Origin of the sequence: Paenibacillus zeisoli (assembly GCF_003994465.1) — a bacterium.
GTDB lineage: Bacteria > Bacillota > Bacilli > Paenibacillales > Paenibacillaceae > Fontibacillus > Fontibacillus zeisoli.
The window spans coordinates 1-26018 of the sequence record NZ_RZNX01000001.1; the positions used below are offsets into that span (position 1 = coordinate 1).

At 45.5% G+C, this 26018-nt stretch carries 20 protein-coding genes; 13 read left to right on the top strand and 7 right to left on the bottom strand.

Going from position 1 to position 26018, the window contains the following annotated elements; genetic code table 11:
- Positions 1–236 precede the first annotated feature (236 nt).
- Entirely contained in the window at positions 237–587 is a 351-nt protein-coding gene (locus EJP77_RS00005) for a hypothetical protein (RefSeq protein WP_127197155.1), read from the bottom strand.
- 215 nt (positions 588–802) lie between these two features.
- Between EJP77_RS00005 and EJP77_RS00010 the strand changes: the two genes are divergently transcribed.
- From EJP77_RS00010 to EJP77_RS00025, 4 genes are all read left to right on the top strand, one after another.
- Positions 803–2020 (top strand): MFS transporter, encoded by a 1218-nt coding sequence (locus EJP77_RS00010; protein WP_127197156.1) that lies wholly within the window; start codon positions 803–805, stop codon positions 2018–2020.
- 285 nt (positions 2021–2305) lie between these two features.
- Positions 2306–8035, top strand: a complete 5730-nt coding sequence (locus EJP77_RS00015; RefSeq protein WP_127197157.1) for a HAMP domain-containing protein — start codon at positions 2306–2308, stop codon at positions 8033–8035.
- 190 nt (positions 8036–8225) lie between these two features.
- On the top strand, positions 8226–9392 hold the full coding sequence (locus EJP77_RS00020) for a PQQ-binding-like beta-propeller repeat protein (protein ID WP_127197158.1): 1167 nt from the start codon (positions 8226–8228) through the stop codon (positions 9390–9392).
- An 81-nt stretch (positions 9393–9473) separates the two neighbouring features.
- Positions 9474–10787 carry a hemolysin family protein gene (locus EJP77_RS00025; protein ID WP_127197159.1) on the top strand — a complete coding sequence of 438 codons (1314 nt, stop codon included), beginning with the start codon at positions 9474–9476 and terminating at the stop codon, positions 10785–10787.
- 40 nt (positions 10788–10827) lie between these two features.
- On the opposite strand, the gene EJP77_RS00030 is transcribed toward EJP77_RS00025, so the two are convergent.
- Together EJP77_RS00030 and EJP77_RS00035 are read right to left on the bottom strand one after the other, a co-directional pair.
- Positions 10828–13254, bottom strand: coding sequence for an Ig-like domain-containing protein (locus EJP77_RS00030; protein WP_127197160.1), 2427 nt, complete (start codon positions 13252–13254; stop codon positions 10828–10830).
- Positions 13255–13436: 182 nt separating this feature from the next.
- Complete coding sequence (locus EJP77_RS00035) at positions 13437–14336, bottom strand: hypothetical protein (RefSeq protein ID WP_246021567.1); 900 nt, start codon at positions 14334–14336, stop codon at positions 13437–13439.
- 288 nt (positions 14337–14624) lie between these two features.
- On the opposite strand from EJP77_RS00035, the gene EJP77_RS00040 reads away from it, so the two are divergent.
- The 8 genes from EJP77_RS00040 to EJP77_RS00075 all read left to right on the top strand — a co-directional run bounded on the left by EJP77_RS00040 (position 14625) and on the right by EJP77_RS00075 (position 21050).
- Positions 14625–15479 carry a DegV family protein gene (locus EJP77_RS00040; protein WP_127197161.1) on the top strand — a complete coding sequence of 285 codons (855 nt, stop codon included), beginning with the start codon at positions 14625–14627 and terminating at the stop codon, positions 15477–15479.
- A gap of 279 nt (positions 15480–15758) precedes the next feature.
- Entirely contained in the window at positions 15759–16508 is a 750-nt protein-coding gene (locus EJP77_RS00045; protein ID WP_221885988.1) for a C40 family peptidase, read from the top strand.
- 307 nt (positions 16509–16815) lie between these two features.
- Complete coding sequence (locus tag EJP77_RS00050) at positions 16816–17712, top strand: DUF2167 domain-containing protein (RefSeq protein WP_127197163.1); 897 nt, start codon at positions 16816–16818, stop codon at positions 17710–17712.
- 136 nt (positions 17713–17848) lie between these two features.
- Positions 17849–18472 carry a DUF1796 family putative cysteine peptidase gene (locus EJP77_RS00055; RefSeq protein WP_127197164.1) on the top strand — a complete coding sequence of 208 codons (624 nt, stop codon included), beginning with the start codon at positions 17849–17851 and terminating at the stop codon, positions 18470–18472.
- A gap of 8 nt (positions 18473–18480) precedes the next feature.
- Positions 18481–18975 (top strand): hypothetical protein, encoded by a 495-nt coding sequence (locus EJP77_RS20800; protein WP_246021569.1) that lies wholly within the window; start codon positions 18481–18483, stop codon positions 18973–18975.
- On the top strand, positions 18975–19280 hold the full coding sequence (locus EJP77_RS00065; protein WP_127197165.1) for a hypothetical protein: 306 nt from the start codon (positions 18975–18977) through the stop codon (positions 19278–19280). The genes EJP77_RS20800 and EJP77_RS00065 overlap by 1 nt, the downstream gene beginning before the upstream one ends.
- Before the next feature lie 5 nt (positions 19281–19285).
- Entirely contained in the window at positions 19286–20614 is a 1329-nt protein-coding gene (locus EJP77_RS00070; RefSeq protein ID WP_127197166.1) for a glutathionylspermidine synthase family protein, read from the top strand.
- Between the two features lie 31 nt (positions 20615–20645).
- On the top strand, positions 20646–21050 hold the full coding sequence (locus EJP77_RS00075; RefSeq protein WP_127197167.1) for a DUF350 domain-containing protein: 405 nt from the start codon (positions 20646–20648) through the stop codon (positions 21048–21050).
- A gap of 102 nt (positions 21051–21152) precedes the next feature.
- Here EJP77_RS00075 and EJP77_RS00080 read toward each other — a convergent pair whose 3' ends face one another.
- The 4 genes from EJP77_RS00080 to EJP77_RS00095 all read right to left on the bottom strand — a co-directional run bounded on the left by EJP77_RS00080 (position 21153) and on the right by EJP77_RS00095 (position 24319).
- Positions 21153–21437 carry a DUF4183 domain-containing protein gene (locus EJP77_RS00080; protein ID WP_127197168.1) on the bottom strand — a complete coding sequence of 95 codons (285 nt, stop codon included), beginning with the start codon at positions 21435–21437 and terminating at the stop codon, positions 21153–21155.
- 130 nt (positions 21438–21567) lie between these two features.
- The gene (locus EJP77_RS00085; RefSeq protein ID WP_127197169.1) at positions 21568–22353 is read right to left on the bottom strand and encodes a DUF4183 domain-containing protein; all 786 of its coding nucleotides are present in this window, start codon (positions 22351–22353) and stop codon (positions 21568–21570) included.
- A 117-nt stretch (positions 22354–22470) separates the two neighbouring features.
- Positions 22471–23334 (bottom strand): TIGR03943 family putative permease subunit, encoded by an 864-nt coding sequence (locus tag EJP77_RS00090; RefSeq protein ID WP_127197170.1) that lies wholly within the window; start codon positions 23332–23334, stop codon positions 22471–22473.
- 16 nt (positions 23335–23350) lie between these two features.
- Positions 23351–24319 (bottom strand): permease, encoded by a 969-nt coding sequence (locus tag EJP77_RS00095; protein WP_246021571.1) that lies wholly within the window; start codon positions 24317–24319, stop codon positions 23351–23353.
- 555 nt (positions 24320–24874) lie between these two features.
- Between EJP77_RS00095 and rpoD the strand changes: the two genes are divergently transcribed.
- Positions 24875–25993, top strand: coding sequence for an RNA polymerase sigma factor RpoD (rpoD, locus tag EJP77_RS00100; protein WP_127198227.1), 1119 nt, complete (start codon positions 24875–24877; stop codon positions 25991–25993).
- Positions 25994–26018: the final 25 nt, after the last annotated feature.

Below are 26018 nucleotides of genomic sequence, written 5' to 3' on the forward strand. Positions count from 1 at the left end.
GTAGTGCTAACGGTAGCGAAAAATCCGGATGTGTTATAGGGAGTTCCGGAAGAATTGGTCCATACGATCGTTAATCGGCGCAGCCGTTGTGTAGGTTTCAATAGTTTACTGTACTTGGAAACATCAAGTTTCCGGCCCTGACCTCGGAAAGCACGAGTAGGACGTTTTGCCATTGTAATTCACTCCTTTGTTGTGAGAGGTTCCTTTAGATCAATAAGTTTGACTGAGAATAAGTGTTAGGAAATAACTACATAGGCAGCATTATCTTCAGGTACAGTGGTTACAGTATAAAGTAAGCCGCTGCTGGAGTACGTGCGAACGATAAGATTACGAGAGGTAGGTGTGTGGACCCGGGAAAAGACAACAACACCGTAGCTGTCAAATCTGGCAGTCTGGATCAATCTGCCGGAGGTAGTGCTAACGGTAGCGAAAAACCCAGATGTATTATAGGGAGTTCCGGAAGAATTGGTCCATACGATCGTTAATCGGCGCAGTCGTTGTGTAGGCTTCAAAAGTTTGCTGTATTTAGATGCATCAAGCTTCCTTGCCTTTGCATTACGTATAGTTCGAACTGGACGTTTAGCCATTTGAAAGTCACCTCCTCAGTTGCGGTTAATATATTAAATGCGAATGGAAGTGTTTTAGATTGTGCTATATTACTTGTTTCAGAAAAATAGTCTTACCTGAGCATGAATAAGAGACTTTTTTCACATGTATGTAGATGTTGAATAACAAGTGGGGTAGAATATAGACACAAACGATAAGCCGGTGAGCAGGAGTCGGCGGAGGGAGTACATATACTATGAATAATCTCAGTGTTATGCGAAATCCCAAACATCGGAAGCTGCTGTTCAGTGCGGGACTCAGCTGGATGTTCGATGCAATGGATGTTGGAATTCTGTCCTTCATTATCGCAGCATTGAAAGTGGAATGGGACTTGTCACCTGGACAAGTTGGGCTTCTTGGAAGTGTGAATTCAATCGGCATGGTGCTAGGGGCTGCTCTGGCCGGCTATTTTGCTGATCGATATGGACGGAAGAATATCCTGCTGTGGACGCTTCTTATTTTCTCGGCAGCCAGTGGACTGTCTGCACTTGCCGTAAGTTTCACAATGCTATGTGTGCTTAGATTTGTATCCGGAGTAGGTTTGGGCGGTGAACTACCAGTTGCTTCCACATTGGTCTCTGAAACGATGCCGGTTCAAGAGAGGGGAAGGGCGGTAGTATTGCTCGAAAGTTTCTGGGCTGCGGGATGGATACTTTCTGCGCTGATTTCCTATTTTGTGATACCTCACTACGGCTGGCAGGCTGCTTTTGTAATCGGAGCTTTACCTGCTCTTTATGCTATTTATCTTCGTCGGGCAATTGACGATTCGCCACGTTTTGAGAAGATGAAGTCCGAAAGAAGACTCGGATTAAGCGAGAAATTGAAGCTGGTGTGGTCGGCCGGTAACCGTAGATCTACGATCATGCTGTGGATACTGTGGTTCACGGTAGTGCTGTCTTACTATGGCATGTTCCTATGGCTGCCCAATGTGATGATGCTGAAGGGTTTCAGCTTAGTCAAAAGTTTTGAATACGTATTGATCATGACAGTAGCTCAGCTTCCGGGTTATTTCACTGCAGCTTATTTCATCGAGAAATTCGGACGAAAATTTGTCCTTGTAGGTTATTTAGTCTTAACTGCACTAAGTGCGATCTGGTTCGGCTACTCTACGTCGGAGGGTATGCTTATAGCGGCTGGTATCTGTCTGTCTTTCTTCAATCTTGGTGCTTGGGGTGGATTATACGCCTATAGCCCTGAACTCTATCCAACCCGGATCCGCTCTACTGGTGTAGGACTAGCTACCTCGATAGGCCGTATTGGTGGAGTTATCGGGCCGCTGCTAGTAGGCAGCTGGATCGGCGGTGGAGTCGGTATTGACAGTATTTTTGCCTTCTTCTTTGTGACCATTATTGTGGGAGCTGCAGCCGTGTTGTTCCTGGGTAAGGAAACAAAGGGGCTTGAGCTGCAGGATTAAATTAGGACCGTTCGCTTAATAAATCGGGCACTCTGGATCAGAGTTGCTCGGTTTTTCTTTTGCGATGCTAAAATTCCTGGTTGAAAGACTGTGTAGAAAAATAGCGAAAAGTGCCACATTGTGACTTTTGTTGTTGACTTTAGAGCTGAAACTCTCCATCAACTCCGGGAGTAGCAAATTCAAACAATGACAGCGCATCCTACTTCATAGTAAAATATGAAAGACCATGTCTACATATTAATTTTTCGAGAAAAACAAAAAAAATGTCGGAGAGGAAATTGGATCATGTCAGAACATGAAGAACCCAAACAATCATCCCATGACCAGGTGAATACCGGAGAGTTGTTAAATGCTTTGATGGCTTTAAAAAAGGGAGATTTCTCATACCGAATGCCTTATGATCACACAGGCATCGCCGGCAAAGTGGCAGATACATTCAATGAAATTATGGATATGCAGGAAAGCCTCGTCACAGAGGTTCAGACTGTAGCCAAGGTAGTGGGTAAGGAAGGTAAGTCAACACGGCGGTTCTCGCATAAGAATACAGGCGGCCAGTGGGAAATTGTATCTGAATCGATCAATGGTCTAGTCGCTGATCTAATACAACCAACGAGTGAAATGGTGCGTGTTATCAATGCCGTTGCACAGGGGGATCTTTCCCAGAAAGTGGATCTTGAATTTGAGGGCAGACCGCTCACAGGTGAATTCCAGCGTACAGCTACCAACATCAATATGATGGTGACCCAGCTAAGCACGTTCGCCTCTGAGGTAACCCGTGTTGCCCGCGAAGTAGGTACAGAGGGTATCCTTGGTGGACAAGCGGATGTGAAAGGGGTATCCGGTACTTGGAAAGACCTCACTGACAGCGTGAATAACATGGCGACGAATTTGACGGATCAGGTGCGTAATATCGCAGCTGTGACCACGGCCGTTGCGAAAGGGGATCTGTCGAAACAGATTACCGTTAACGCCAAGGGCGAGATTCTGGAGCTTAAGAATACGATTAATACGATGGTGGATCAGCTGAGTACTTTTGCCTCTGAGGTTACCCGTATGGCCCGTGAGGTAGGAACCGAAGGGAAGCTGGGCGGCCAGGCGAACGTTAAAGATGTCTCAGGAACATGGCGAGATCTTACTGAAAGTGTTAATGATATGGCGTCAAATCTAACCGATCAGGTTCGTAACATCGCTGTAGTAACGACAGCGGTGGCGAACGGGGATTTATCGAAGAAAATTACAGCGGATGTTCAAGGAGAAATTCTGGAGCTCAAAATAACGATTAATACGATGGTGGACCAGCTTTCTACCTTTGCATCTGAAGTAACCCGTATGGCTCGTGAAGTAGGCACCGAGGGGATACTCGGCGGTCAGGCCGAGGTTAGCGGGGTTGCGGGAACATGGCGTGATTTGACGGAAAGCGTTAACTACATGGCGAGCAATCTGACGAACCAGGTCCGTAACATCGCTGAGGTAACAACTGCGGTTGCCCAAGGTAATTTGTCCAAAAAAATTACGGTTGATGCCAAAGGTGAAATCCTTCAGCTGAAGAGCACGATCAACATCATGGTGGATCAGCTGAGCAACTTTGCTTCCGAGGTTACCCGTGTTGCCAGAGAGGTATCGACAGAGGGTAAGCTGGGCGGCCAAGCAGATGTTAAGGATGTCTCGGGAACCTGGAAGGACTTAACGGACAGCGTTAATTTCATGGCGGGTACACTCACGGATCAGGTGCGTAATATCGCGGAAGTAACGACAGCCGTTGCGAAGGGAGATCTGTCCAAGCATATTACCGTCAATGCCAAGGGCGAGATCCTAGAGCTTAAGAACACCATCAATACGATGGTGGACCAGCTGAGCACATTTGCATCCGAGGTAACCCGTGTGGCCCGTGAGGTAGGAACACTCGGCATGCTGGGAGGCCAGGCTCAGGTAAAAGGTGTAGCTGGAACGTGGCGTGATCTTACAGAGAGCGTTAACTATATGGCGAGCAATCTGACGAATCAGGTGCGTAACATCGCGGTTGTTACTACAGCGGTTGCGAACGGGGATTTGTCTAAGAAAATTACAGCCGACGTTCAAGGAGAGATTCTTGAGCTCAAAATTACGATTAACACGATGGTGGATCAACTCTCAACCTTTGCTTCCGAGGTAACACGCGTAGCCAACGAGGTAGGTACGGAAGGGAAGCTAGGCGGACAGGCTCAGGTTAAGGGTGTAGGTGGAACCTGGAAGGACTTGACTGAAGGGGTTAACAGCATGGCCCGCAATCTGACCGATCAGGTGCGTAACATTGCGGATGTGACTACCGCAGTCGCCAAAGGGGATCTTTCTAAGAAGATCACGGTTGATGTTAAGGGAGAAATTCTAGAGCTTAAGAACACCATGAACACGATGGTGGATCAGCTCAGTAATTTTGCCTCGGAGGTAACCCGTGTAGCCCGTGAAGTAGGGACCGAAGGGAAGCTGGGCGCTCAGGCGGAAGTGAAGGATGTATCCGGAACCTGGAAAGACCTCACCGATACGGTTAACTACATGGCGAGCAACTTGACCATTCAGATGCGTAATATTGCCGGTGTAACAACGGCCGTGGCGAATGGTGATCTTTCCAAAAAGATTACTGTAGATGTAAAAGGTGAGCTTCTGGAGCTTAAGAACACGATCAATACGATGGTGGACCAGTTGAACTCATTTGCCTCCGAGGTAACCCGTGTGGCTTCCGAGGTGGGTACAGATGGTAAGCTGGGCGGTCAGGCTCAAGTTCGTGGCGTAGGCGGGATCTGGAAGGATCTGACCGATAACGTTAATATCATGGCGACGAATTTGACCGATCAGGTACGTGGGATCGCCAAAGTCGTTACAGCAGTTGCGAACGGGAATTTGAAGCAGAAGCTAACTGTGGAGGCCAAAGGCGAAATTGCTGAATTGACCGACACGATTAATAATATGATCGATACGCTGGCTACATTTGCCGATCAGGTTACCACTGTGGCAAGAGAGGTAGGAGCTGAGGGTAAGCTGGGCGGACAGGCAAGTGTGCCGGGCGCAGCCGGTACCTGGCGTGATCTTACCGACAACGTTAACTATATGGCGAGTACGCTTACGACCCAGGTTCGTGCGATTACGAACGTAGCAACTGCCGTAACCAAAGGGGATCTATCCCGTACCATTGATGTGGCCGCGGCTGGTGAAGTTGCTGCACTTAAAGATAATGTGAACGAGATGATTCGTAACCTGAAAGAGACTACACGGATTAATACGGAGCAGGATTGGCTGAAGACCAATCTGGCGAAGTTCTCCCGTCTCCTTCAAGGTCAGCGTGATCTATATGCGGTCAGTCGGATGATCCTGTCCGAACTTGCACCTCTGGTCTCCATGCAGCATGGAGTATTCTATATTAATGAACCGGTGAATGGTGAACCTGTGCTTGAGCTGTTCGCAAGTTATGCTTACCAGCAGCGCAAGCATCTGTCTAACGAATTCCGTGCTGGTCAGGGCTTAGTAGGACAATGTCTGATTGAGAAACAGCGGATTCTGCTGACCAATGTCCCGGGCGATTATGTCATGATTTCCTCAGGGCTTGGAGAGGCCACGCCATTGAATATTGTGCTTCTGCCGATTATTTTTGAAGATCAGGTCCTGGCTGTACTTGAGCTTGCTTCATTCCGCCAGTTCAACGAAATTGACCTTGCCTTCCTGGATCAATTAACCGAGTCTATCGGAATCGTAATCAATACCATGCAGGCGAATCAGCGTACGGAAGAGTTGCTTATGCAGTCACAATCTCTCACAGAAGAACTGCAAAAGCAGCAAATGGAGCTTCAGAATACGAATGAGGAGCTGGAAGACAAAGCCAAGCTTCTGGTCATCCAGAAGGCAGAGGTGGAGAGCAAGAATAATGAAGTCGAGGTCGCGAAGCGCTTCCTGGAAGAGAAGGCGGAGCAGCTGGCACTCACTTCTCGTTACAAATCCGAGTTCCTGGCCAATATGTCGCATGAGCTTCGCACGCCGCTGAACTCGCTTCTGCTGCTTGCCGAGCAGCTTGCCGAGAATCCGGATGAGAATCTCTCTGATAATCAGGTGAAATATGCGAAGACGATTCAGGACTCCGGGCTTGATCTTCTGAACCTGATTAATGATATTCTTGACTTGTCCAAAATTGAATCCGGGACAGCTTCAGCCGATCTAAGTGAAGTATCCCTTGGCGATCTGATTGAAGGACTTAACCGTGCTTTCCGCCCATTGATTGGCAGTAAGGAGCTCGAATTCACGCTGAAAACCGATTCAGATGTGCCGGGTAAAATTGTTACGGATCAAAAGAGACTACAGCAAATTCTCAAGAATCTATTGTCGAACGCCTTCAAGTTTACCGAGCGAGGTCAAATTTCACTTCACCTGCGCAAGGCGCTGGATGGGTGGAGCGAAGATAATGAGACGTTAAATGAAGCCAAGATGGTACTGTGCTTCTCGGTGAGTGATACCGGAATCGGGATTGCTGACGACAAGCAAAATATTATCTTCGAAGCCTTCCAGCAAGCTGACGGGAGTACGAACCGTGAATATGGTGGAACCGGACTGGGTCTCGCGATTTCACGTGAAATTGCGGCAATGCTTGGCGGGGAAATTACACTGTACAGCGTGCTGAATAAGGGAAGTATCTTCAATCTATATCTTCCGGTTGATTCAGATGCTCCGGAATCAGACAATATACCGAAGTACATTCCTGAGGTCATTGATGTTGCTCCACCAGAGGTGCACCGCTTCAGCTCGCGAAGTGAAGTAACGGACGACCGGGATAACATTGGCCCGCACGATCGAGTCTTCCTGATTATTGAAGATGATCTCAAGTTCAATGAAATTCTGCTGGATTCCCTTCACCGTAAAGGAATCAAGGCGGTAATTACAACGAAAGGCTCAAATGCGCTCGAGCTCGCACGCAAATATATGCCTGTTGCTATCACTTTGGATTTGCGTCTCAAGGATACGGACGGATGGCTTGTAATTGAACACCTCAAGAATGATATGGATGTCCGGCATATTCCAGTGTGTGTGATCACCGTTGAGGAAGACGAATTTGAGCTTAAGCAGAAGGGCGTTCATGATTATCTGTGCAAACCGGTTACGAACGAAGAGCTGGACAGCACGCTCGATAAGCTCAATGCTTTTGCTGATAAAAAGATTCATACGCTTCTAGTGGTTGTCCACGAAGAACAACGGCGCAAGGAATTCGTGGAGATGATTAACAGCAAAGATCTGAAGATTACGGCCGTCGATACTTCGAGAAAAGCGTTGAATCAACTCAAGACCAAAGAATTTGACTGTGTACTGATCGATAATGACTTGGCCGATATGGGCGCTCTCGCTTTAATTCGGGAAATGTACAAAAACCTACAGAACAAGCATGTTCCGATTGTTCTTCATCGCAGCAAGAAATGGATGATTGAAGAAGAGAACGAATTGGAAGAACTTATTAAGACAGCTGTAATCAAAGAGGTGAAGACCTCGAATCAGGTCATGGATGAGACCAGCCTGTTCCTTCACCGCCGAACGGAAGATCTTCCGACGGGTACAAGGGAGAAGCTAGTTAAGCTGCATCAGTCAGACGAAATGATCAAGTACAAGAAGGTACTTGTTGTTGATGATGATGTTCGGAATATATTTGCGCTAATGACTATTCTGGAACGGCATAATATGAAGGTCATTCCTGCGGAGAACGGTCAGGAGGCTATACGGATCCTGGAGGAAACTCCGGATATCGAGATTGTCCTGATGGATATCATGATGCCGGTCATGGACGGCTATGAGACCACAAGAGCCATTCGCAAGAAGGAAGAATTCAAGGATCTTCCGATTATTGCCCTTACGGCAAAAGCCATGAAGGGAGATCGGGAAGAGTGTATAGAGGCGGGAGCCTCGGACTACATTACAAAGCCGGTAAATAGCGCTCAGCTTCTGTCCATGATTCGCAGTTGGCTTGACGGAGAACAGAATACAGCAAATGAAGCATCCAACAAATAATTAACACATAGGCTCCCTAAAATGGTAATTTGCTATTTTGGGGAGCCTTATTATTTCTGACCTAGGCCAATAGTAATCTGAAAGTGAGGCATATTTTTCCTGAAGTAAGTCTTTGTCCGCTTGTTCTCGAAGGAAGTGGCGAAACATAATGAGATGGATAGACATATTAACTGAAGGAGGAGTAATAATAATGAACAGTAGAACATCCGCAGGTAAAAGGTTTCGGATTGTGATCTATCCGGTTATCGCACTAGCCCTTACGCTCTCAGTCGGGTCCTCCGTTTCGGCAGGCAGTCTAACTAGGGAGGCTCCCCGTATTGTATGGGATAAGGATGTTGAGCTTCCTCTGGAATCGGTTTTTGAGCATGACGAGCATGAAATCCTCGCGGCCTCTCTTCAAAATGACAAGATAACAGTGAACTCCATTAACGCTGGAGGCATTAAGAAGGAGAAGGTATCTTTTCCAAAGTATAATATTGCGTATCTGGTTTCCTTTCATCACAGTCAAGAAGGCGGTTATATTGCCGTTGGAGGAAACGAAATTCTCAAGGTAAATGAGCAAGGGGTAAAGGAATGGGCGTATACTCTCTCTTTGCCTAGCACTTATCTTGTGTCAGTGGATCAACTAGCGGATGGCAGCTATATCGTTGCAGGGACTACGCCGGGCGCCCAGGGACAAGGCTGGGATCCGATTCTGCTCAAGCTGTCGGGCAGCGGGACAGTGATCTGGCAGAAAACCCAGAGTAAGCCTACAGAAGATTCGGTGACTCTGGTTAGACATACGGAGGATGGCGGCTTTGTTCTACTCGGCGAGGAATCCTATGCAGGCAGTGGTGTCAGTAAGATTTCAATGGCCAAATTCACAAGCACCAACAAGCTGGAATGGGAAAAATCCCTGGTACCTTCAGCGGTTAGTGACAATTTGTGGAATACAGCTCTTGTTCAAGATAAGGATGGTGGGTATGTGATTACCGGGTTCTTCAATCACCCGAATCCTGTGAACAGTATCCGAAATTTAACGACCGGATATATTCTAAAAACGGATGCGCAAGGAAGTCTTATGTGGAGTCATCCTCTTGAAAGCACCCTTGATCGAAGTTATGCTAATGATGTTCAGCTTGCTACAGGTGGAGGATATATTATCACAGGGAAAGCAAATGAGGATTGGCATGGGACCATATCCAAAGAATTTGTTCAGCGGCTGAATAACTCCGGTATGGTGCTGTGGACTAAAGTAATCGAGCGTACTACCGAGAATGTAAATAGCGGTATCGTGGTTAACTCGTCCGAAGAGGGTTACCTCGTTATTGGCAGCGCTGATAGTGAAGTTAAAGCCACTAGGTTAAACCCACAGTAATAATATGAAACCAAGCTAGGTTCTCCTTCGTATATATTCAGATATAGTTTTTTACACAGTCAAATTAAGGAGAAGATGTTTGTGGAAAGTGACAGGTATGGCTTGAATTTGGTATTAATTGCGTTATTGATTTTTTTAACAGCTTTCTTTGTGGCGGTGGAATTTGCTGTCGTTCGATTACGGAGCAGCAGAGTGGATCAGTTAATTGCTGAAGGGCGGAAGAATGCTACGGCAGTGAAGAAGGTGCTCGACAATCTGGATGGTTATTTATCGGCTTGCCAGCTCGGCATAACCATCACGGCGCTTGGACTAGGCTGGCTTGGAGAACCCACCATGGAAGCCATCATGCATCCTTTATTCAACAGTCTTAACATTCCAGAAGCTTTGGGCGGTGTAGTGTCTGTAATTATTGCATTTGCTCTAATCACTTACCTTCATGTAGTCGTCGGCGAATTGGCACCCAAAACCCTCGCTATCCGGAAAGCAGAGTCAATTGCTCTGATTACGGCAAGACCTATTATTTGGTTCAGCAAAATTATGTATCCGTTCATTTGGGCCCTTAATGGATCTGCCAATCAGCTTGTGCGATTATTTGGAGTGAAGCCGGCCTCGGAACATGAAGAAGCACACTCTGAAGAGGAGCTTCGGATTATTCTTAGTGAAAGTCTGGAGAGCGGTAAGATCAATCAAGCCGAATTCGGTTATGTGAACCGGATTTTCGCCTTTGATAATCTGATGGCTAAAGATATTATGGTTCCAAGGACAGACATGATCTGTTTATATACAGGAAAGACAAGGCAGGAGAACCTGGAGATTATCAAGGAGCAGCAGTACACCAGGTTTCCTGTCGTTCAGGAGAGTAAGGACAATGTAATTGGTATTATTAACACGAAGCAGTTCTTCCTTGCTTATGAAGACAATCCCGATCTTGATGTATCGACCTTGATACAGCCGGTAATGGCTGTGCCTGAATTCATCCATGTGAATACCCTCTTGAAGCGTCTTCAGAAAGATGGGACCAATATGGCTATTCTAATCGATGAATATGGCGGGACATCAGGCCTTGTAACCATCGAAGACATTCTAGAGCAGATTGTCGGAGAGATCAGGGACGAGTTCGATACAGAAGAAGAGGAAGATGTAAAAGTCTGGTCGCCTGGGCACTTGACCGTTAACGGCAAAGTATCCGTAACGGAAGTAAGCAGTCATCTCACGAGCGAGCTTGACTCTGGTGAATGGGATACTATAGGAGGCTGGCTGTTCGCCCAGAACAGTGAGTTAGCAGTAGGTGAGAGCTTGGTACACGGCGACTATCGTTACACGGTTCGTAAAAGGAAGAAGAACAGGTATTTAATGATTGAGATTATCGATAAAGAAGCTGCGCAAATCGAGTAAGAACAGGACCCGGAAGAAACTTCCGGGTCCTGTTGGCTTTTCATTGAGAATCGTCAGGGTTAGAAGGGTCTGGAGCAGGTTCGGGTACTTGCGGTTGTGTGTCCGGATTTGCTGCTGGTTCTTGATCCAGCTGGGGTTCGGGAGCATTGCTTGGTTCATCCGATGTTACTGACTGCAGTTGTTGCGGCCAGACTAAGGTAGCGGTATGCGGTGTATCGTAAGCAGATGCCCAGTAATAGCCTGGAGCTATAATGCGCTGCGGAGCGAATCCAGCCTGACCCGAGGCAGTAGGAACCGTCTCTGAGTCAGCGGATACGGTCGTACCCGGGACCAGTCGAAGGCTTACATACTTACCCGCCATATAAGTGAACCGCCCATAGACAAGAGCTGCTAATTCTTCATTCGTGTTCAAATCTTTCACCTTAAGCGTAGCTCTAATCTTGCCTGAAGTCAGCGTTACTTTCATAGAACCAATTACCATCGGCTTCAAATGTGTATTACCTGTAGTTGCAGAGGTGATACTGCTATATGGCCCAACATTGCCACTAATATCGACTGCTGCCACTCTGTAGTAATAAGTCGTTTCTGGAAGAAGTCCTTCATCTGTATAATCTAGGTTGTAGGATTTACCGGCATAATTGGATGCGCTAGGCGTGAAATTTGGCGAGGTGCTTCTATAAACGCGATATTCCTCAATATCCGAATTATCTATAGCCCGCCCGTAGGTCAGCTTAATGGTCTGATAATCAAAAGTAACGGCTTCAGGCGCTTTATTAATAGGAGTTGGCGGGGTAGTATCTGCAATTTGCGGTTTCCACAATACCGCATTAGGTCCCCATTCGGAAGGAAGCCATCTAATGGAATCATAGTGATGCATAGCTATACCGCCAAATGCCGGACTACCATTAAATTTCTGATATACTGCGGCCAACTGGCTCTCCATGTAGGTTCTTCCTTCTTCTCGGAAGGTGATGGACTCCGGATCACCGCTGTTCGCGATGTCTAGTGTTTCTACTCCGACGATAACTGAGTTGGGCTTATTAATTGAGTTGGCGTAATCAATCTCACCTTGGGCCCCATCAATAATGCCTTTGCTGCTATCGGTATAATCCATGATGGAAATATAATCTGTAATATCTTGGACGTGCTGGGACATCCACTTGGTCTGCCCATGCCAGGTGATATCGTTAGCCGCATTTGACGTGTCATACCATCTAGGAATAGCAGGACCAACAGGGAGATTCAGACCCGAAAGGTTTCTGCGATCCATCATGGTTTGAAGCAAATCAAGATAATCGATTTGGAGCTGGGGCTTGGAGGAACCAAATTCTCCAAGGATATAAGGCTCCACATCGACATTTACTCCGTCGAAACGCTCACCTGGTTGGGAAGATAGATTGAAGTTAATCACTCTTTCGATCTCATTGATAGCGTATTTGTTATATCTCTTGTAGCTGCCATAATAAGGCGGGATGGTTCCGCCTGCGATGCAGGCTTGAATTTTGAGTCCGTGCTCATGAGCCCATTTCAAAAACTTACGGACTTCTTTTCGCTTATCCTCCAGCATATCCACACCTTCATGGGGGAATACGCCCATATAAATTGTGGTGACTGCGCCGGAATTAAAAGTACTTGTGTCGCTGGTAAACTGTTCAAGCGCGGATTTGGAACCGGGATTCAGGATTAAATTATAGGCAGCCTTTTCCCAAAGCCACATGGCTCGATCCTGCTTCTCTACGATTACCGGCTCGTGTATACCCTTACCAGTATAGACGTATTTGGTTGAGCTTTTGCCCATATTGTTGTGGTCATCTGTAGCTTTAGCTTCAATGCTTAAAGTCTGGTCTCCCTGCAGAACAGGACTGTAAGCGTATTCATAAAGATTGCCTTTTAAAATCGTGTTTTTCCAGCTTCCCCCATTTATTCTGATTTGTACGGAACTGAGAGGGTTGCGACCGGTTGCTTTCACCTTGATCAATTGAATGCCGGTTATCGTACTCCCGTCTTCAGGGCTTACAATTTCAACAACAGGTTTGCTTGCTTCAGGATGGTCGACATTGAATACAACGAAGGGGGTGGAAATTCCATAGCGTGTATCTGGTCGCTGGCCTCCGGCGGCAATCTCAATTGCACCGTCGTAGACTGAGGTGTCCAAATCATAATACCAGGTACCTGACTCGGTTCCGGAGGCATCATCCTCCATGTGAACATCTTCTTTGCGTGTTCCGTTAATTACCAGACTGATGTTGTAGACTTCGGAATAGTGGCCGGTGATTCGGACAACAGTGTCAGAGGGAGTGGAACCATTAGTAGGTGAATCAATTGTGATTGCTGATTCCGCATAGGTCTTAGGAAGATTAGGCAAGTATATTGGGAGAAGGGAAAAGATGAGGGAAAGGACGACAACAAGTTTCGTGAGCTGGGGGACTGACTGCAACTTCCTAAACGTCGGTCTGGCCTGCAGCATTTAAAGCCGCCTCCTTTTTTTTGATATTCAGTTAGGGGTATAGAAGATGTGTACCGCTATCATAGAGCGATCTTCTATCAACAACAATCTCCGTATATCGTCCTTTTAAGCCAAAAAAAAACCGAGTCTTTCACTTGGAAAGATCTCGGTTCCTCAGCCTTATATTATTATAGTCAAAACGATTAATTCACAGAGCTCTCAACTAATGTCTTCCAGCCTAAATAGTCATGAACTGCAACCCCGGCGAACGAAGTATAACTGGAAGTGAGCGTAACAAGGTTATTTAGCTCCTGGTTCATATAGTTGGCACCTTCCTCGTAGAAGGAGATTATATCACCTTCCGAGGTGTTGTTGGTCTCAACGCCTGTGAATACTTTCTTGCCCAGGTCAACACCTTCTTGGAGGATGACTTTAGCAACATTGAAAATACCGTCACTTGTATCACGGTAGGACATAAGAGTTACTGAGTTATACTGCTTGAGCATCCAGCTGCTGAGAGTTGCAGTTCCATCAGGGACTTTAATAGTATGCAGCCAGAAGGGAAGATCTGCAGCAATCGGAAGCTTGATTTCATTCGCTCTTTGGACCATATAAAGGACATTGCTTTGCCACTGGGACACAATAGATTTCTGGTTCGTACTCCAGTCCGGCAGCAGATATGGCTCAATGTCGAAATGAATACCTTTGAACTTCTCATTAGTAGCGGCTGTAGCCTGGTAGTTCTCTATCCATTTAAGCACTGTAGTCAACTGAGTACGCTGAGATGTGAGTGCCCAGGTAGAGTTCCCATCCAGTGCATGCACTTCAATTCCTTGAGCGGTAGCTTGTCGAATAAAGTTCTTGTAATACGAGACATTAAGCTTGCGATTGATCTGTAAATAGATAACGTTTACACCTTGATTCTTATAAAAAGTTAAAACGGTAGAGCCAGATTGTTTGATTAGGGATGTATCCCATAACCACGATGCTTTCTGGGTAGTTGTAGCTGCATTAACTGGTGTCAATGGGGTACCTCCCAATGTGAAGGTCATGAGCATGGCGGCAATGAGCAAATACATAGGGCGGATAAATTTTAATTTCATGATAGCTCTCTCCTTAAGATGTAGTAAATCCTGCCTAAGTGTTATTTTTTGAGTTATTTGCCCACCTTTCAGTTATAATCAATATGATTCTGTTCTCCTACCCCTTAATCCAACTCGGTCGAAATTCTTAAGTCGAATGAAGTGTATAATTAATATTTCGTCACATTTTCTACCCGAATTCATAGGCCTTTGGAATCAATATGTCGTATTGCTTTGTATTTTGATTTAATATATGTCGTATAGTCTAAAAAGTGAGTATAAATATCATAGAAGAGAGGTTATGAATTTTTGAAAAAATCCGTTGCATGGGTAACCGATAGTACCTGCACCCTAGATCCCATTTATGCCAAGGAGAATCATATATATATTGTTCCCATCCGGCTGATGATAGGTGACACTTGTTATAAGGAAACCGTAGATATCACAGCTGAACAATTTTATGAGAAGTTAAGAGATCATGAGAAAGCTGGAAGCTCACAGCCACCGATTGGAGAATTTGTCGAGCTGTATGAATTCCTTAAAGATCAATATGATGAGATTATCGTAATCCACTGTTCTTCAGAGCTAAGCGGAACTATGAACACTTCGCTGCAGGCGGCAGAGATGGCAGAAGTTGAAGTAACGGCAATTGATTCCCAAGCCGGGGCATTCCCGCTTAGAGAAATGATCTTAAACGGAATTAAGTGGCATGAACAGGGGAAGTCAGTTCAGGAGATTAAAGAAGGCATTGAGCAAATGGCTCAGAACCTTGCATTTTACGTGATACCAGCAAGTTTGCAAAGACTGCATCGAAGCGGGCGAGTGTCGGGAACCCAGCTGCTTGTAAGCCAGCTTCTCAAGATTCATCTATTGTTAAAGTTCGAGAAGGGAAAAGTTCTGGTGGAGGACAAGATCAGAACTTTTAAGAAAACGAAGCAGCGCATGATTGAGCACCTGAGAGAAGATATTGGGAAAATGAAAGAAGTCTGCATCATGCATGTTAACAATTTGGCAGAAGCCAAGGAACTCGAACGTGAACTGACGAGTCTTGATCCGGGACTACGAACAGAGATTATGACCTTCATTCCTGTAGTAGGCATACTTGCAGGCGAGGGCACTGTAGCCATGGCGTGGATACGTAATCAGCCGGGGGTTCAGATCTAATCCAATCCCGGACTTTACCTGTGTAAAAGCCTTAGAAATAAGGCTTTTTTGTTTCACATACATAAAATCATGATCTCTCCACATACTTCTAATAACTTCTATGAAAGAATGGAGATTTCATCAACCATGACCAGTCATCACAATAGGATAGTACCGAAGTGGCTCATCATTGGAACTCTAGTTATCCTGGGCACATCCTGCAGTTCAAACAGACCGAACTCAGCAGATCTAAAATCACAAGCTTTACAAAATTCCAAGGCTTCCATCATAAAGAAGAATATGTATAGAGATGCAGGTGGGATGACCTGGATTCCTTTACGCGAAGCAGCAAGTACCCTGGGACTGAATTATAAAGAGCTTGGAGACACTGCCTTAATTGGATTTAGCGATCCGGTTTATGAGGTGCATACCAATCAAAGCACGGCAATTACCCACGGTAAAAAGGTTACTTTAAAAGATAGACCCGTTCGCAGGGAGGGCCAGCTTTGTGTAAGCCTCTCTGATCTTTCCTCGCTGCTTGGGACAGCAACCGTTTGGAATAACCAGACCGGGAGGCTGGAAATCTCCAAGCTGCCGCCTGTTCAGGAGCCTGCTAAGGCTTTGGAACATCGGTCTGACAGAATTACTACCTTAAGCGCTGTGGATACTCAGCAGCTGGTTGCCTATGCGAAGAGATTTCTAGGTGTTAATTACGAGTTCGGTGCGGATGAGTACACGAAATCGAGAACTTTCGACTGTTCGTCTTTCACTCAATATGTTTTTAGGCATTTCAATGTGGATTTGCCCAGATTAGCCAGTTCGCAGGCCAAGGAAGGTACCGCCGTTGGGCGCAGCGATCTTAAAGCCGGGGATCTAATCTTCTTTACAGTTCCTGGCCGATTTAAAGATGATCATATCCCGGGTCACGTGGGAATATATATCGGGGATGGAAAGTTCATTCATACGTGGGGGGGGCCTGGTGTACAGATCAGCCCGCTGGATTCGGGGTACTGGCATGGTGTGATTTTCTCGATGAGAAGAGTTCTTTAATGGACCTAGTCCTTAAATGGTCCTAGTTAAAAATACATCAACTAAGGCGAACCACTCTAACAAAGAGTGGTTTTTTTGTTAGAAATAGGACTCTGATTTTAAAAAATGTTGGGATGTGAGGGCTATGCTCATCCTTGGAAAGTGATTTTTAAGTAGGCCTATTTGATCAAATTTCCGGGAAAAATGTGATTTATCCGTTGTCGAATAGGTTAATATTGGTATATGCTATCCTTTGTTATCCTAAGTTTGCATTATTTATGAAAGGTAAGGTGCAGTGTTGAAGGGAAGAAGAGGGGTTACACAAAGGATGGGAGCAGCCATAACTGCAGTCATCATGCTCATTGGTTTAAGTCTACCGTATCATGTTAGTGCAGAAGAAGCAGGAACCGCACCCAATTTTGATTACACCGCAGGAACAGGCCAGAAGATAGATCTTGGGAGCAATCTGGCAGAACTGAAGTTGAATCAAGGCTTTAATTTCTTGGATAAAGAGAACACGCAAAAATTTGTTACTCAAATTGGAGATCTGATAACAGGCAGGGAGATTGGCTCGATCATCCCGGATGATGAAAGCTGGGTCCTGTATTTCGATTACGAGGAGCCTGGACATGTAGCAGATGATGAGAAGGATGAAATTGATGCAGATAGTCTTCTTCAAAGCTACAAGGATGGGACTGAGGAAGCGAACAAGAAGAAGAGTCCCGAAAATCAGTTATTCGTTGATAAGTGGGAGACTCCGCCGCATTATGATGAAAACTTACATAGCTTGACCTGGTCCCTTCTTATGCATACCCCAAAGAATGAACCTTTGGTCAATCATGAAATTCGACTGCTCACCCGTGAAGGGTACATTTCAGCCATACTAGCTTGTGACCCAAGTGTGCTGTCTGGAGCCAAGTCCTTAGTGGAAAGTCAAATCCTTCCTACACTAACCATGAAACCTGGCAAGCGTTACGAAGATTATGTTGAATCTACGGATAAGACGGCCGAGTATGGTCTTACCGGGCTGGTTCTGGGTGGAGCAGGTATATTTGTTGCCAAGAAGACTGGCCTCCTTGCCTTACTTCTGGTCCTGCTCAAGAAAGGATGGATTATTATTGTGGCCGGTATTGGATTCTTATGGAATCTGATTCGCGGTAAGAGAAAGAAGAAAAAAGACAACAACGAGTCTAATCCTCCGGACCATGGGATGGAAATAAGATAAGGTTAAGGTATCCTGATAACACCCGGCAGCGGCGCAGCCGGGTGTTACGTATGATAAAGGGGCCTGTTCCAATGAGCCAATGCTTGCATATTGTGAGAGAAAGAATTTACATTAGCAAGCATATGGAGGGGTTAGATTGATAGAATCATCTTTAAAAGGCACTTATAATGCAGTATTCAGCCTGGGAGCAAATTGTCAGACTGCCTATCAGCTGAGAAGGCTGGGTCTACGGAGCTATGCCGGTCCTTTTGACTGGTTCATTTCTAGTTATCATTCTGGCCTTATTGCTGTATTAGAGAACCGTTTTGAAGACTTTATGAAACTTGATCAACTTAAGCTCGTAGGACAATTTAAGACTTGTTACTGCATTAAGGACGAGAAGTATGGAATTTACTCCTATCATGATTTCCCGGTCGAACTCCCAGAGGAGCGATGGGCGGACGCTTATCCGGAATTTCACGAAAGACAGATTCGCAGACAGGAGAGATTCTTGCAAGCAGCAACCACCATGGATCGGATTTTGTTTGTCCGCCTTAATTCGTCTTCGGAGGAGGCCTTGCAGCTGCAGCATACTTTATCTGATTTAACACGCCGTCCCTTTACGCTGCTTATTGTAAATACGCGTGAAGATGCAGCTCCAGAGATTTGTCCAGAATCCAGACACGGTATTATCACTGCTGTGCTAAACAAAGGTTCTGATTGGCGCGGAGATAACAAAGGGTGGGAGCAGCTGCTTCAGCATATTACACTACAGAACTAGAGAGGAATGTGATAGCCATCTTATTCACATTGAAATATCAAGAATGGTCTGAAGAAAGCCGGAAAGTCGTTCGTACCGTACATTCCTTGGATGCATCTACAGATGAGATATTCGTTCACAAGCTGGTGGACGCCACATTAATTCATAACAAATTGTGGGCACATATCTCCAATGAGACTGAAGATAACGAGCTTCATTACGTGTATGTAAGCTCGTTCAGCGAGAATTCTCTGGAGAATTATGGGCATGCAGTAGCCCGAAGAGCACTGGAACAGGTGAAAATGACCTCACTGCTTGCTCCCGAATTTGTGTATTGGAACGGACATGAATTCAATCCGCAGGAGGATCATGGCTATCCCTCCTTGATCACAATGGAGATCGCAAGAATGCTTCTGGATCACTATTTAGTGAAGAATGACACTACTTATGAAATTGTCTATTCTGTGCTGGATATGGACCGGAACAAGGTTGTTTTGTATCTAAAGGAAGAGGTGGACTTGTAATGCAGCGGGAGCATCAACCCATACAACCAGAATTGAAGAAGACGGGTCGCTTGGTCTCCAAGACCAAATTGATGGCATTTGCCCTTCTCCTGACTGTACCGGCGGCCCTTTCGGGCTGTGGCCAGCAGGATGAATGTGATCCGGATTACGATACGGGCTGCGAATATGACTCCAGCAGCGGACATTACTACTATGGTGGCGGAGGGTATTATGGAGGGTCATCGCGCAGCTCAGGCAGTACAAGTGATGGCAGCAGTCACAGCGGCTTTGGAAGCGGGAGCTCGCACTCTTCTTTTGGAGGATAGTCAGCATGAGAAGGATTTATACGCCAAAGGTTATCTACGATGAAGTGTTTGACGGGGAGATTGCCAAGGAAATCCCGTACTTCCGGATGTATGGAAAGCAATACTGCCTTCCTTCATTCGTCTTGTATGAGGAACGTGAGATCGAGGAGCTTAGGACCGCTTCTGAGGATGTGCACCGAATTTATGAGAAGGTTCTTCGCTTCACACAACAGTATTTACCTGACAGTTACTTGATTAAGCAGCTTGGGCTGGAACCTGCAATGATCCCTGCCGCCCGTATTCACTTTCCGTGGAGCGGGATTGAACGCCAGGACTGGATCATTGGGGAACAGGGCATGAAATGTATAGAGAATAATACCGAGACTCCAACGGGCATCCCTGAGGCAGCATTTTTGGAGAGAGAGCTTCTTAGCAGGTATATGTATGCCATAGGCCCTTCCTCTAATATGGATGAGACCTTGACCCAGACTTTCAAGGATATTGTTGCTCATTATTCGGCAAAAGGACTAGGTAACCAAGTGACTTTCACATGTGCCGGCGAGATTCTGGAAGACAGCACGAATACGAAATATCTGATGCGCAGATGTGAAAAGGCAGGAATTCGAGTGAATTATGTGCCTCTTGAGGAGCTGCGGATTGTTCCAGGAGTCGGCTTGTATCATGGCAGTGAGAGAATTACAATTTTGTATCGGCTCTACCCCCTTGAATTCTTAATCCATGACCGGGAAGAGATAAGCGGATTCCCTGTAGGGGAAGAACTTATGAAGCTGGCGGCCGAAGGCAAGATTGGGATGATCAATCCCCCGCAAAATATCATTACGCAAAGTAAGGGCTTTATGGCGACTATCTGGTCACTTTATGAAAGAAATGAGCTGACGCAGGAGTACCTCGGCTTCAAGTTGTTTGATTCAGAAGATATTCAGACGATCTCCAAGTATTTGCTGCCTACTTATTTCACTAATGAGCCTTTCTTGCTAAAGGATGAGCCTTACGCCGCTAAAGGGTATTGGGGACGTGAAGGTAAAGGAACGGATTTGTTCGATCCCCTGAGACAGGAAGACAGCATGCTGTCTACTGACGAAGAATCTAAGCTTTCAGAGGAGACAGATCCGGAGGAAGCTGAATACTATGGGTCTATGCCCAAGATCTATCAGCGGCTCTATCCCATGTCACAAGCAGCGGTTCCGACTGAGCTTGGCGAATATCAAGGATATCTCCTAACAGGAGTGTATGTATTTAACGGACAATCTGCAGGCGTACTTTCACGTATTGGAGGAAAAGTAACCGGGGACTTGGCTTATTATTGTCCAGCGGCCATGATTCCACATAAATAAATTGATTACATAACCAGGAGGCGGTACACCCGTGAAGGAGTTTAGTTGGGATTTGCTTGATATCGGTATCGGAATTTTGATACTATTTGTAATTCTGCTTGCAGGCTACGGAATCTTCAGCCTATTGACCAAGTTCAAAGATAATCAGGAAATAGCCAGAGGTAATGAAGCCGCTGGAATGTATATGGGCAGCAAAATGCTGGGTCTTTGTATTATTGTTTCCATGGTCTCCTTCAGCAGTCATTCATGGATTTCCATGTTGATCTGGTCAGCGGTTGGGATTGCCGCTTTATGTATTGTATATATCGTGTTCGATCTGGTAACACCCAAGACGAAGCTTGGAGATGAGATTGCAAAGGGAAACATGGCGGTGGCGCAGCTGCTACGTGGGATTGTGATTGGAGTATCTCTTGTTATCGGCACTTTCTTAATGTAATTTTTTTGGACTGGATGTAAGTTTGGTCTGTATTAAAAAGACCGCCCTATATAAAATAGAGACGGTTCTGAAGAAAAAAGCTTACCTGTTAACTAAATTGGATTAAGAGACGATAAACTGAATAACAATTGGAGTCCCGGGATCTAAAGCATCGCCACCAGGGATGGTTATCGTCGTTGTTGTAACTGAAGAAGCATCAGCCGTTTGCATCAAGCCGTTCACAAAGAGGTTGTAATAATTAAATGTTCCCGGAAATGCAGTGGCAGCTACACCGGCATCATTAGTGAAAGCTGTTGCTGCGATGGCGAAAGTCGCTCCCGTTCCCGTTCCGGCACCAATTGTTGAAGTGAACCTTCTGCTGTTTTGATACGCAGTTACGATCGGCATATTCTTCACCTTCCTTGTTTATTGAAGATCATGCGGATTTCCAAGTAGTATCTTTGGAGACTTGCATGATCTTCTTAATATATTAAATGCAGAAGGGTCAGTAGATGCGAGGGCTAACTATCAAAGATTACTAGACTATAACATTTGCCTTTAAATGTACGGTTTCTAATACAACTGGTGTGCCAGCATAAATCGTGGAGTTTTGCTCCATAATTAATAAATGGGCCAGACTTACGTCATACAGGTTCCTTGGCTGAAGGATCCCGTTGATATATAGACTGTAAAAACTATCGGGGCCGATGCCAGAAAAATCTGTCTCTGAGGTTCCCATATCATTCGTGAATAAATTGGCTGGAATTGTAGCCGAAACAGTTAAATCCAGATCGGTTTCGGGTGCATAAAAATAACGGTATACCGCAGGAGAGACAGTAACTCTTGGTATAACTACTTCTCCAGGAGGCCCTTCGGGTCCCGGCGATCCCGGCAGTCCTTGAGGTCCTTGGGGTCCTTCGGGTCCCGGCAGTCCTTGAGGTCCTTGAAGCCCTTCGGGTCCTTCCAGTCCTTGTGCTCCTGAACTCCCTAGTTGCCCGGGGGGGCCTTGAAGCCCTTGGACTCCTTGAGGACCTTCAGATCCATCCCTCCCTCTTTCACCGTTAGAACCTGGAATACCTTGTATCCCTTGCGGACCCTGAATACCTATACCTTGTATCCCCTGGGCACCCTGAAACCCGCGTATTACCGCCAGCTCGGCCCGAATCTGTGATTTTAGCTTTTGTATTGCAGCTTGTAATGCTTTCTGATTAATTCTAGTTTGAAGTTTATGTTTTCTTCTTAATTTCTTTTTGATTCTTTTTGTATATCGGCATGTTATTTTTGGCTTCAAAAATTTGTGTCTATGTTTTAGTGCATACTTCAATTCCGACACCTTCCCTTAAGTTAATAAAGTGTGTAGACATCATATCTATATGTCAAATGCACACTACGGGAATGGACGAATAACTTGTTCAGGTAAGTAGGAGTCTACAAATTCGGCTTATTTCTGGCCGAGTTCCTTTGTCAGCTTAGCTACAGAATCATCACTTGGATAGATATACGGCGTTTTGGGCTGTTTGATCTTCCGTATTTGTGCGGCGTTGATACTAAGGATTTCTTTGCCTTGATTCTGGGTAACATGGATGTGGCCATCTATTTCTATCCAGGTATCTTTCGGGAAATGCACGGGTTCTTCGGGCTTTATAAATACGCCAAAGGGAGCAGCATCGGCAGTACAGCACAGAACCAGAAAGCGACCCAAGGCAAAGGCATTACGCTTATCAAGAGACGAGTCAGAATACACGAACCCGCTTAGGCGGATGGGTTTGCCCTCGAACTCTTTTTTGAACAAATCAAGGGCTCCAATAGTCTCGTAGTAAATATCCTGATTCACTTGAATCACAGGCTCGGTATACAGCAGTCTTGCCAGTTCAGTAAATTCTTCATTGTAAATATCCGGGGACTTGAATTTCTCCTTCAACGTCTGTTCGGTGCTATACTGGCCGCTAAGTGTCATTCCTTTCTTTAAGGCGGCGGCACTCCCCAGCGCTTGATTAGGAAGCAGAAATCCCAGCAGTAAGGGAACCGTGAATATACCATAGACTGCAGCGTTTCGAACTACAGAAGAAGATAGAGGGTGGTCGCAAGCGCATAAACTGCGTCCCCGTCTAAATACGGTCTGTATAAGCAAACTTAGAGCTATGCACGAGAGTGGTATGGGACAAAGACTTACCCATATTTCCATCTTGGGTGCAATGTAATAATGTAAGGAGTCACTGCGATCTAGAAGGTAAATATATACGGCAAGGGCTAGCAAAATAAATGAACGTGTCAGATAGTGAGCGCGAATGAAGGATTCTTTCATCTTGTTCACCTCCTGCTTAATTTAAATGCTGGATGATCAGATCCCCAAGAAAAGAGAAGACAAATACCAGGGAGACAATAAAGAACATTAAGAAAAGTACAAATTTTACTCTGAAAGCTGACAAGAGCATCATAAAATTCTTGAAATCTAGCATCGGTCCCAGAACCAGGAAGGCAAGCAGGGACCCTGGTGAAAAGGCATGTACGAAAGTTGATGCTACAAAGGCATCTGAAGTAGAGCATAGGGACAGCACAAAGGAAAATCCCATCATGAATGCATAGGCTCCAAGGGGGTGTCCTCCTATGGCGGTCAGGCTTTCTTGGGCGATGAAGGTCTGTATCCCTGCGGTAAAAAGACAGCCCAGAATAAGATATTTTCCCATCCCAAATAATTCATCGGCCGTATGAATAAGCACAGCGGTTAACCTGTTTTTTTGTTGACGATGATCATGTTCATGTTCATGTTCATGTTGGTGTTGGTAGCTGGATGCATTGTGCTTCTTAGAACTAGAGTGCTTAAGGGGTGACTCCTTTAAAATAAGGTATAAAATAAAGCCAATCGAAATGGACACGAGCAGGGCGAGTCCCATTCTGGCGTAGGCGATTTCCGGATGTGTACGGAAAGCCGTGTAGGTCGAGCCAAATACGATTGGATTTAAGATTGGGCCAGCAAGAATGAATACCATAGCCATATAGACTGGCATTCCTTTCTGAATAAGTCGACGTACCAGTGGAATCATTCCGCATTCGCAGATAGGAAAAACAATGCCTATTGAGCACGCCAACAAGATGGCGGCAAGGGGATTCTTCGGAATCCATCGGCTAATCATTTGCTCAGGAATGAAGAGATGGAGTGTGGAGGAGAGTAGCGCGCCTGCCAGAACAAAGGGAATGGCTTCAAGAAATATTCCATTGAAAATATTTTTAAAAGTAGCAGCAGCTTCCGAATTTAATAGGGTGAGACCCGAAGGAGCGGCTATGATCACACTGACGACAAAGAAGGAGAATGGAATTAAGAGAGCTGTAAATTTGGGAAAAGAAGAAGGGCTATTCATTTAAGATCTCCTTGGCTAAGATAGATTCTATCTCTATTAATCTATGTTAGGGCAGGTCGAGGTAGAACAAGATGAAGGATTTCAGTGTAGGATTTGACGATTTAGTAATGGTCTAATTTGGAATGTTTAGTCGGAGGGGAAATAAAGAATACTGTATAAATGAGAAAAAGAGCCGAAGCTACGGCTCTTTTGGTGTTGCACAATTAGAGGGAAAGGCATAAAATAAAAAAATCGACCTGAAGGTCGGGAATTTACAAATAATAGAGTTGAAAAAAAGCAAGTCATTTGGTACAATTAAAGATATGTCATGGCAAATACATTTGGAAAATATGTAATTTTATATTACCATAAATTTTCCGATTTGTCAAACAAGAAGCCCGTAAAATTAGGTGACTAAGACAGCTAAAGCTTCAACTTTCGTCTTACTATTGTAGCTTTGCTGAATTGAAATATCTATAAGTTGTTTTGGTTGAAGGGAGCGGGATGATGGAGAACGGACAGCATACTGAACTAGATACAGATCTTACACTTGAGCAGGTGAAGGATCAATTACTTGCCCAAGGCAAAAAGGATTCCTCGCTAAACTATAAAGAAATTCTAAGCAAGCTCGCTCCGTTCGATCAGGATCAGGATCAAATTGACGAGTTTCTTGAACAGTTAGCCGAGAATGGGATTGATCTCGACAATGACGTTGAAGAGAACAACGGATTTAGTCCTGATGACTCGAAGAGCGATGAGATGACCTTTGAAGATGATCTGTCTTTGCCACCGGGAATCAAGATTGATGACCCTGTGCGGATGTATCTCAAAGAAATTGGGCGCGTACCGCTTCTCTCAGCGACAGAGGAAGTCGAACTCGCCAAGCGTATTGAACAAGGGGATGAAGCAGCCAAACGCAGATTGGCTGAAGCAAATTTGCGGCTGGTTGTCAGTATCGCCCGGCGTTATGTTGGACGTGGAATGCTGTTCCTTGACCTGATCCAGGAAGGGAATATGGGATTGATCAAGGCAGTTGAGAAATTTGACTATAATAAAGGCTTCAAATTCAGTACTTATGCAACTTGGTGGATTCGCCAGGCGATTACACGTGCGATTGCCGACCAGGCAAGAACAATTCGTATTCCTGTTCACATGGTAGAGACCATTAACAAGTTAATCCGGATCTCAAGACAGCTTCTTCAAGACCTGGGACGCGAGCCTTCACCTGAAGAGATTGCGAAGGAAATGGAACTCAGTGTTGAGAAGGTCCGTGAAATTATGAAAGCCGCTCAGGAACCAGTCTCTCTGGAGACTCCGATTGGTGAAGAGAATGACTCCAATCTAGGCGACTTTATTGAAGATCACGACGCTATGGCTCCAGCTGATGCTGCTGCCTATGAACTGCTCAAGGAACAGCTTGAAGAAGTTCTTGATACTTTGACCGAACGTGAAGAGAATGTGCTTCGTCTACGCTTTGGTATTGATGATGGACGGACACGTACGCTTGAGGAAGTAGGCAAGGAGTTCGGGGTAACCCGTGAGCGGATCAGACAGATTGAAGCAAAGGCGCTGCGCAAGCTTAGACATCCGAGCAGAAGCAAGCGGCTTAAAGATTTCCTGGAGTAAAATTACTTAGACAGGGAAGGTGTAC

Coding starts and splice junctions, on each gene's coding strand:
- EJP77_RS00045 (WP_221885988.1), top strand. CDS start 15,759: ATGTATAGAGATGCAGGTGGGATGACCTGGATTCCTTTACGCGAAGCA.
- EJP77_RS00035 (WP_246021567.1), bottom strand. CDS start 14,336: ATGAAATTAAAATTTATCCGCCCTATGTATTTGCTCATTGCCGCCATG.
- EJP77_RS00010 (WP_127197156.1), top strand. CDS start 803: ATGAATAATCTCAGTGTTATGCGAAATCCCAAACATCGGAAGCTGCTG.
- EJP77_RS00080 (WP_127197168.1), bottom strand. CDS start 21,437: ATGCCGATCGTAACTGCGTATCAAAACAGCAGAAGGTTCACTTCAACA.
- rpoD (WP_127198227.1), top strand. CDS start 24,875: ATGGAGAACGGACAGCATACTGAACTAGATACAGATCTTACACTTGAG.
- EJP77_RS00005 (WP_127197155.1), bottom strand. CDS start 587: ATGGCTAAACGTCCAGTTCGAACTATACGTAATGCAAAGGCAAGGAAG.
- EJP77_RS00015 (WP_127197157.1), top strand. CDS start 2,306: ATGTCAGAACATGAAGAACCCAAACAATCATCCCATGACCAGGTGAAT.
- EJP77_RS00050 (WP_127197163.1), top strand. CDS start 16,816: ATGGGAGCAGCCATAACTGCAGTCATCATGCTCATTGGTTTAAGTCTA.
- EJP77_RS00065 (WP_127197165.1), top strand. CDS start 18,975: ATGCAGCGGGAGCATCAACCCATACAACCAGAATTGAAGAAGACGGGT.
- EJP77_RS00090 (WP_127197170.1), bottom strand. CDS start 23,334: ATGAAAGAATCCTTCATTCGCGCTCACTATCTGACACGTTCATTTATT.
- EJP77_RS00070 (WP_127197166.1), top strand. CDS start 19,286: ATGAGAAGGATTTATACGCCAAAGGTTATCTACGATGAAGTGTTTGAC.
- EJP77_RS00020 (WP_127197158.1), top strand. CDS start 8,226: ATGAACAGTAGAACATCCGCAGGTAAAAGGTTTCGGATTGTGATCTAT.
- EJP77_RS00030 (WP_127197160.1), bottom strand. CDS start 13,254: ATGCTGCAGGCCAGACCGACGTTTAGGAAGTTGCAGTCAGTCCCCCAG.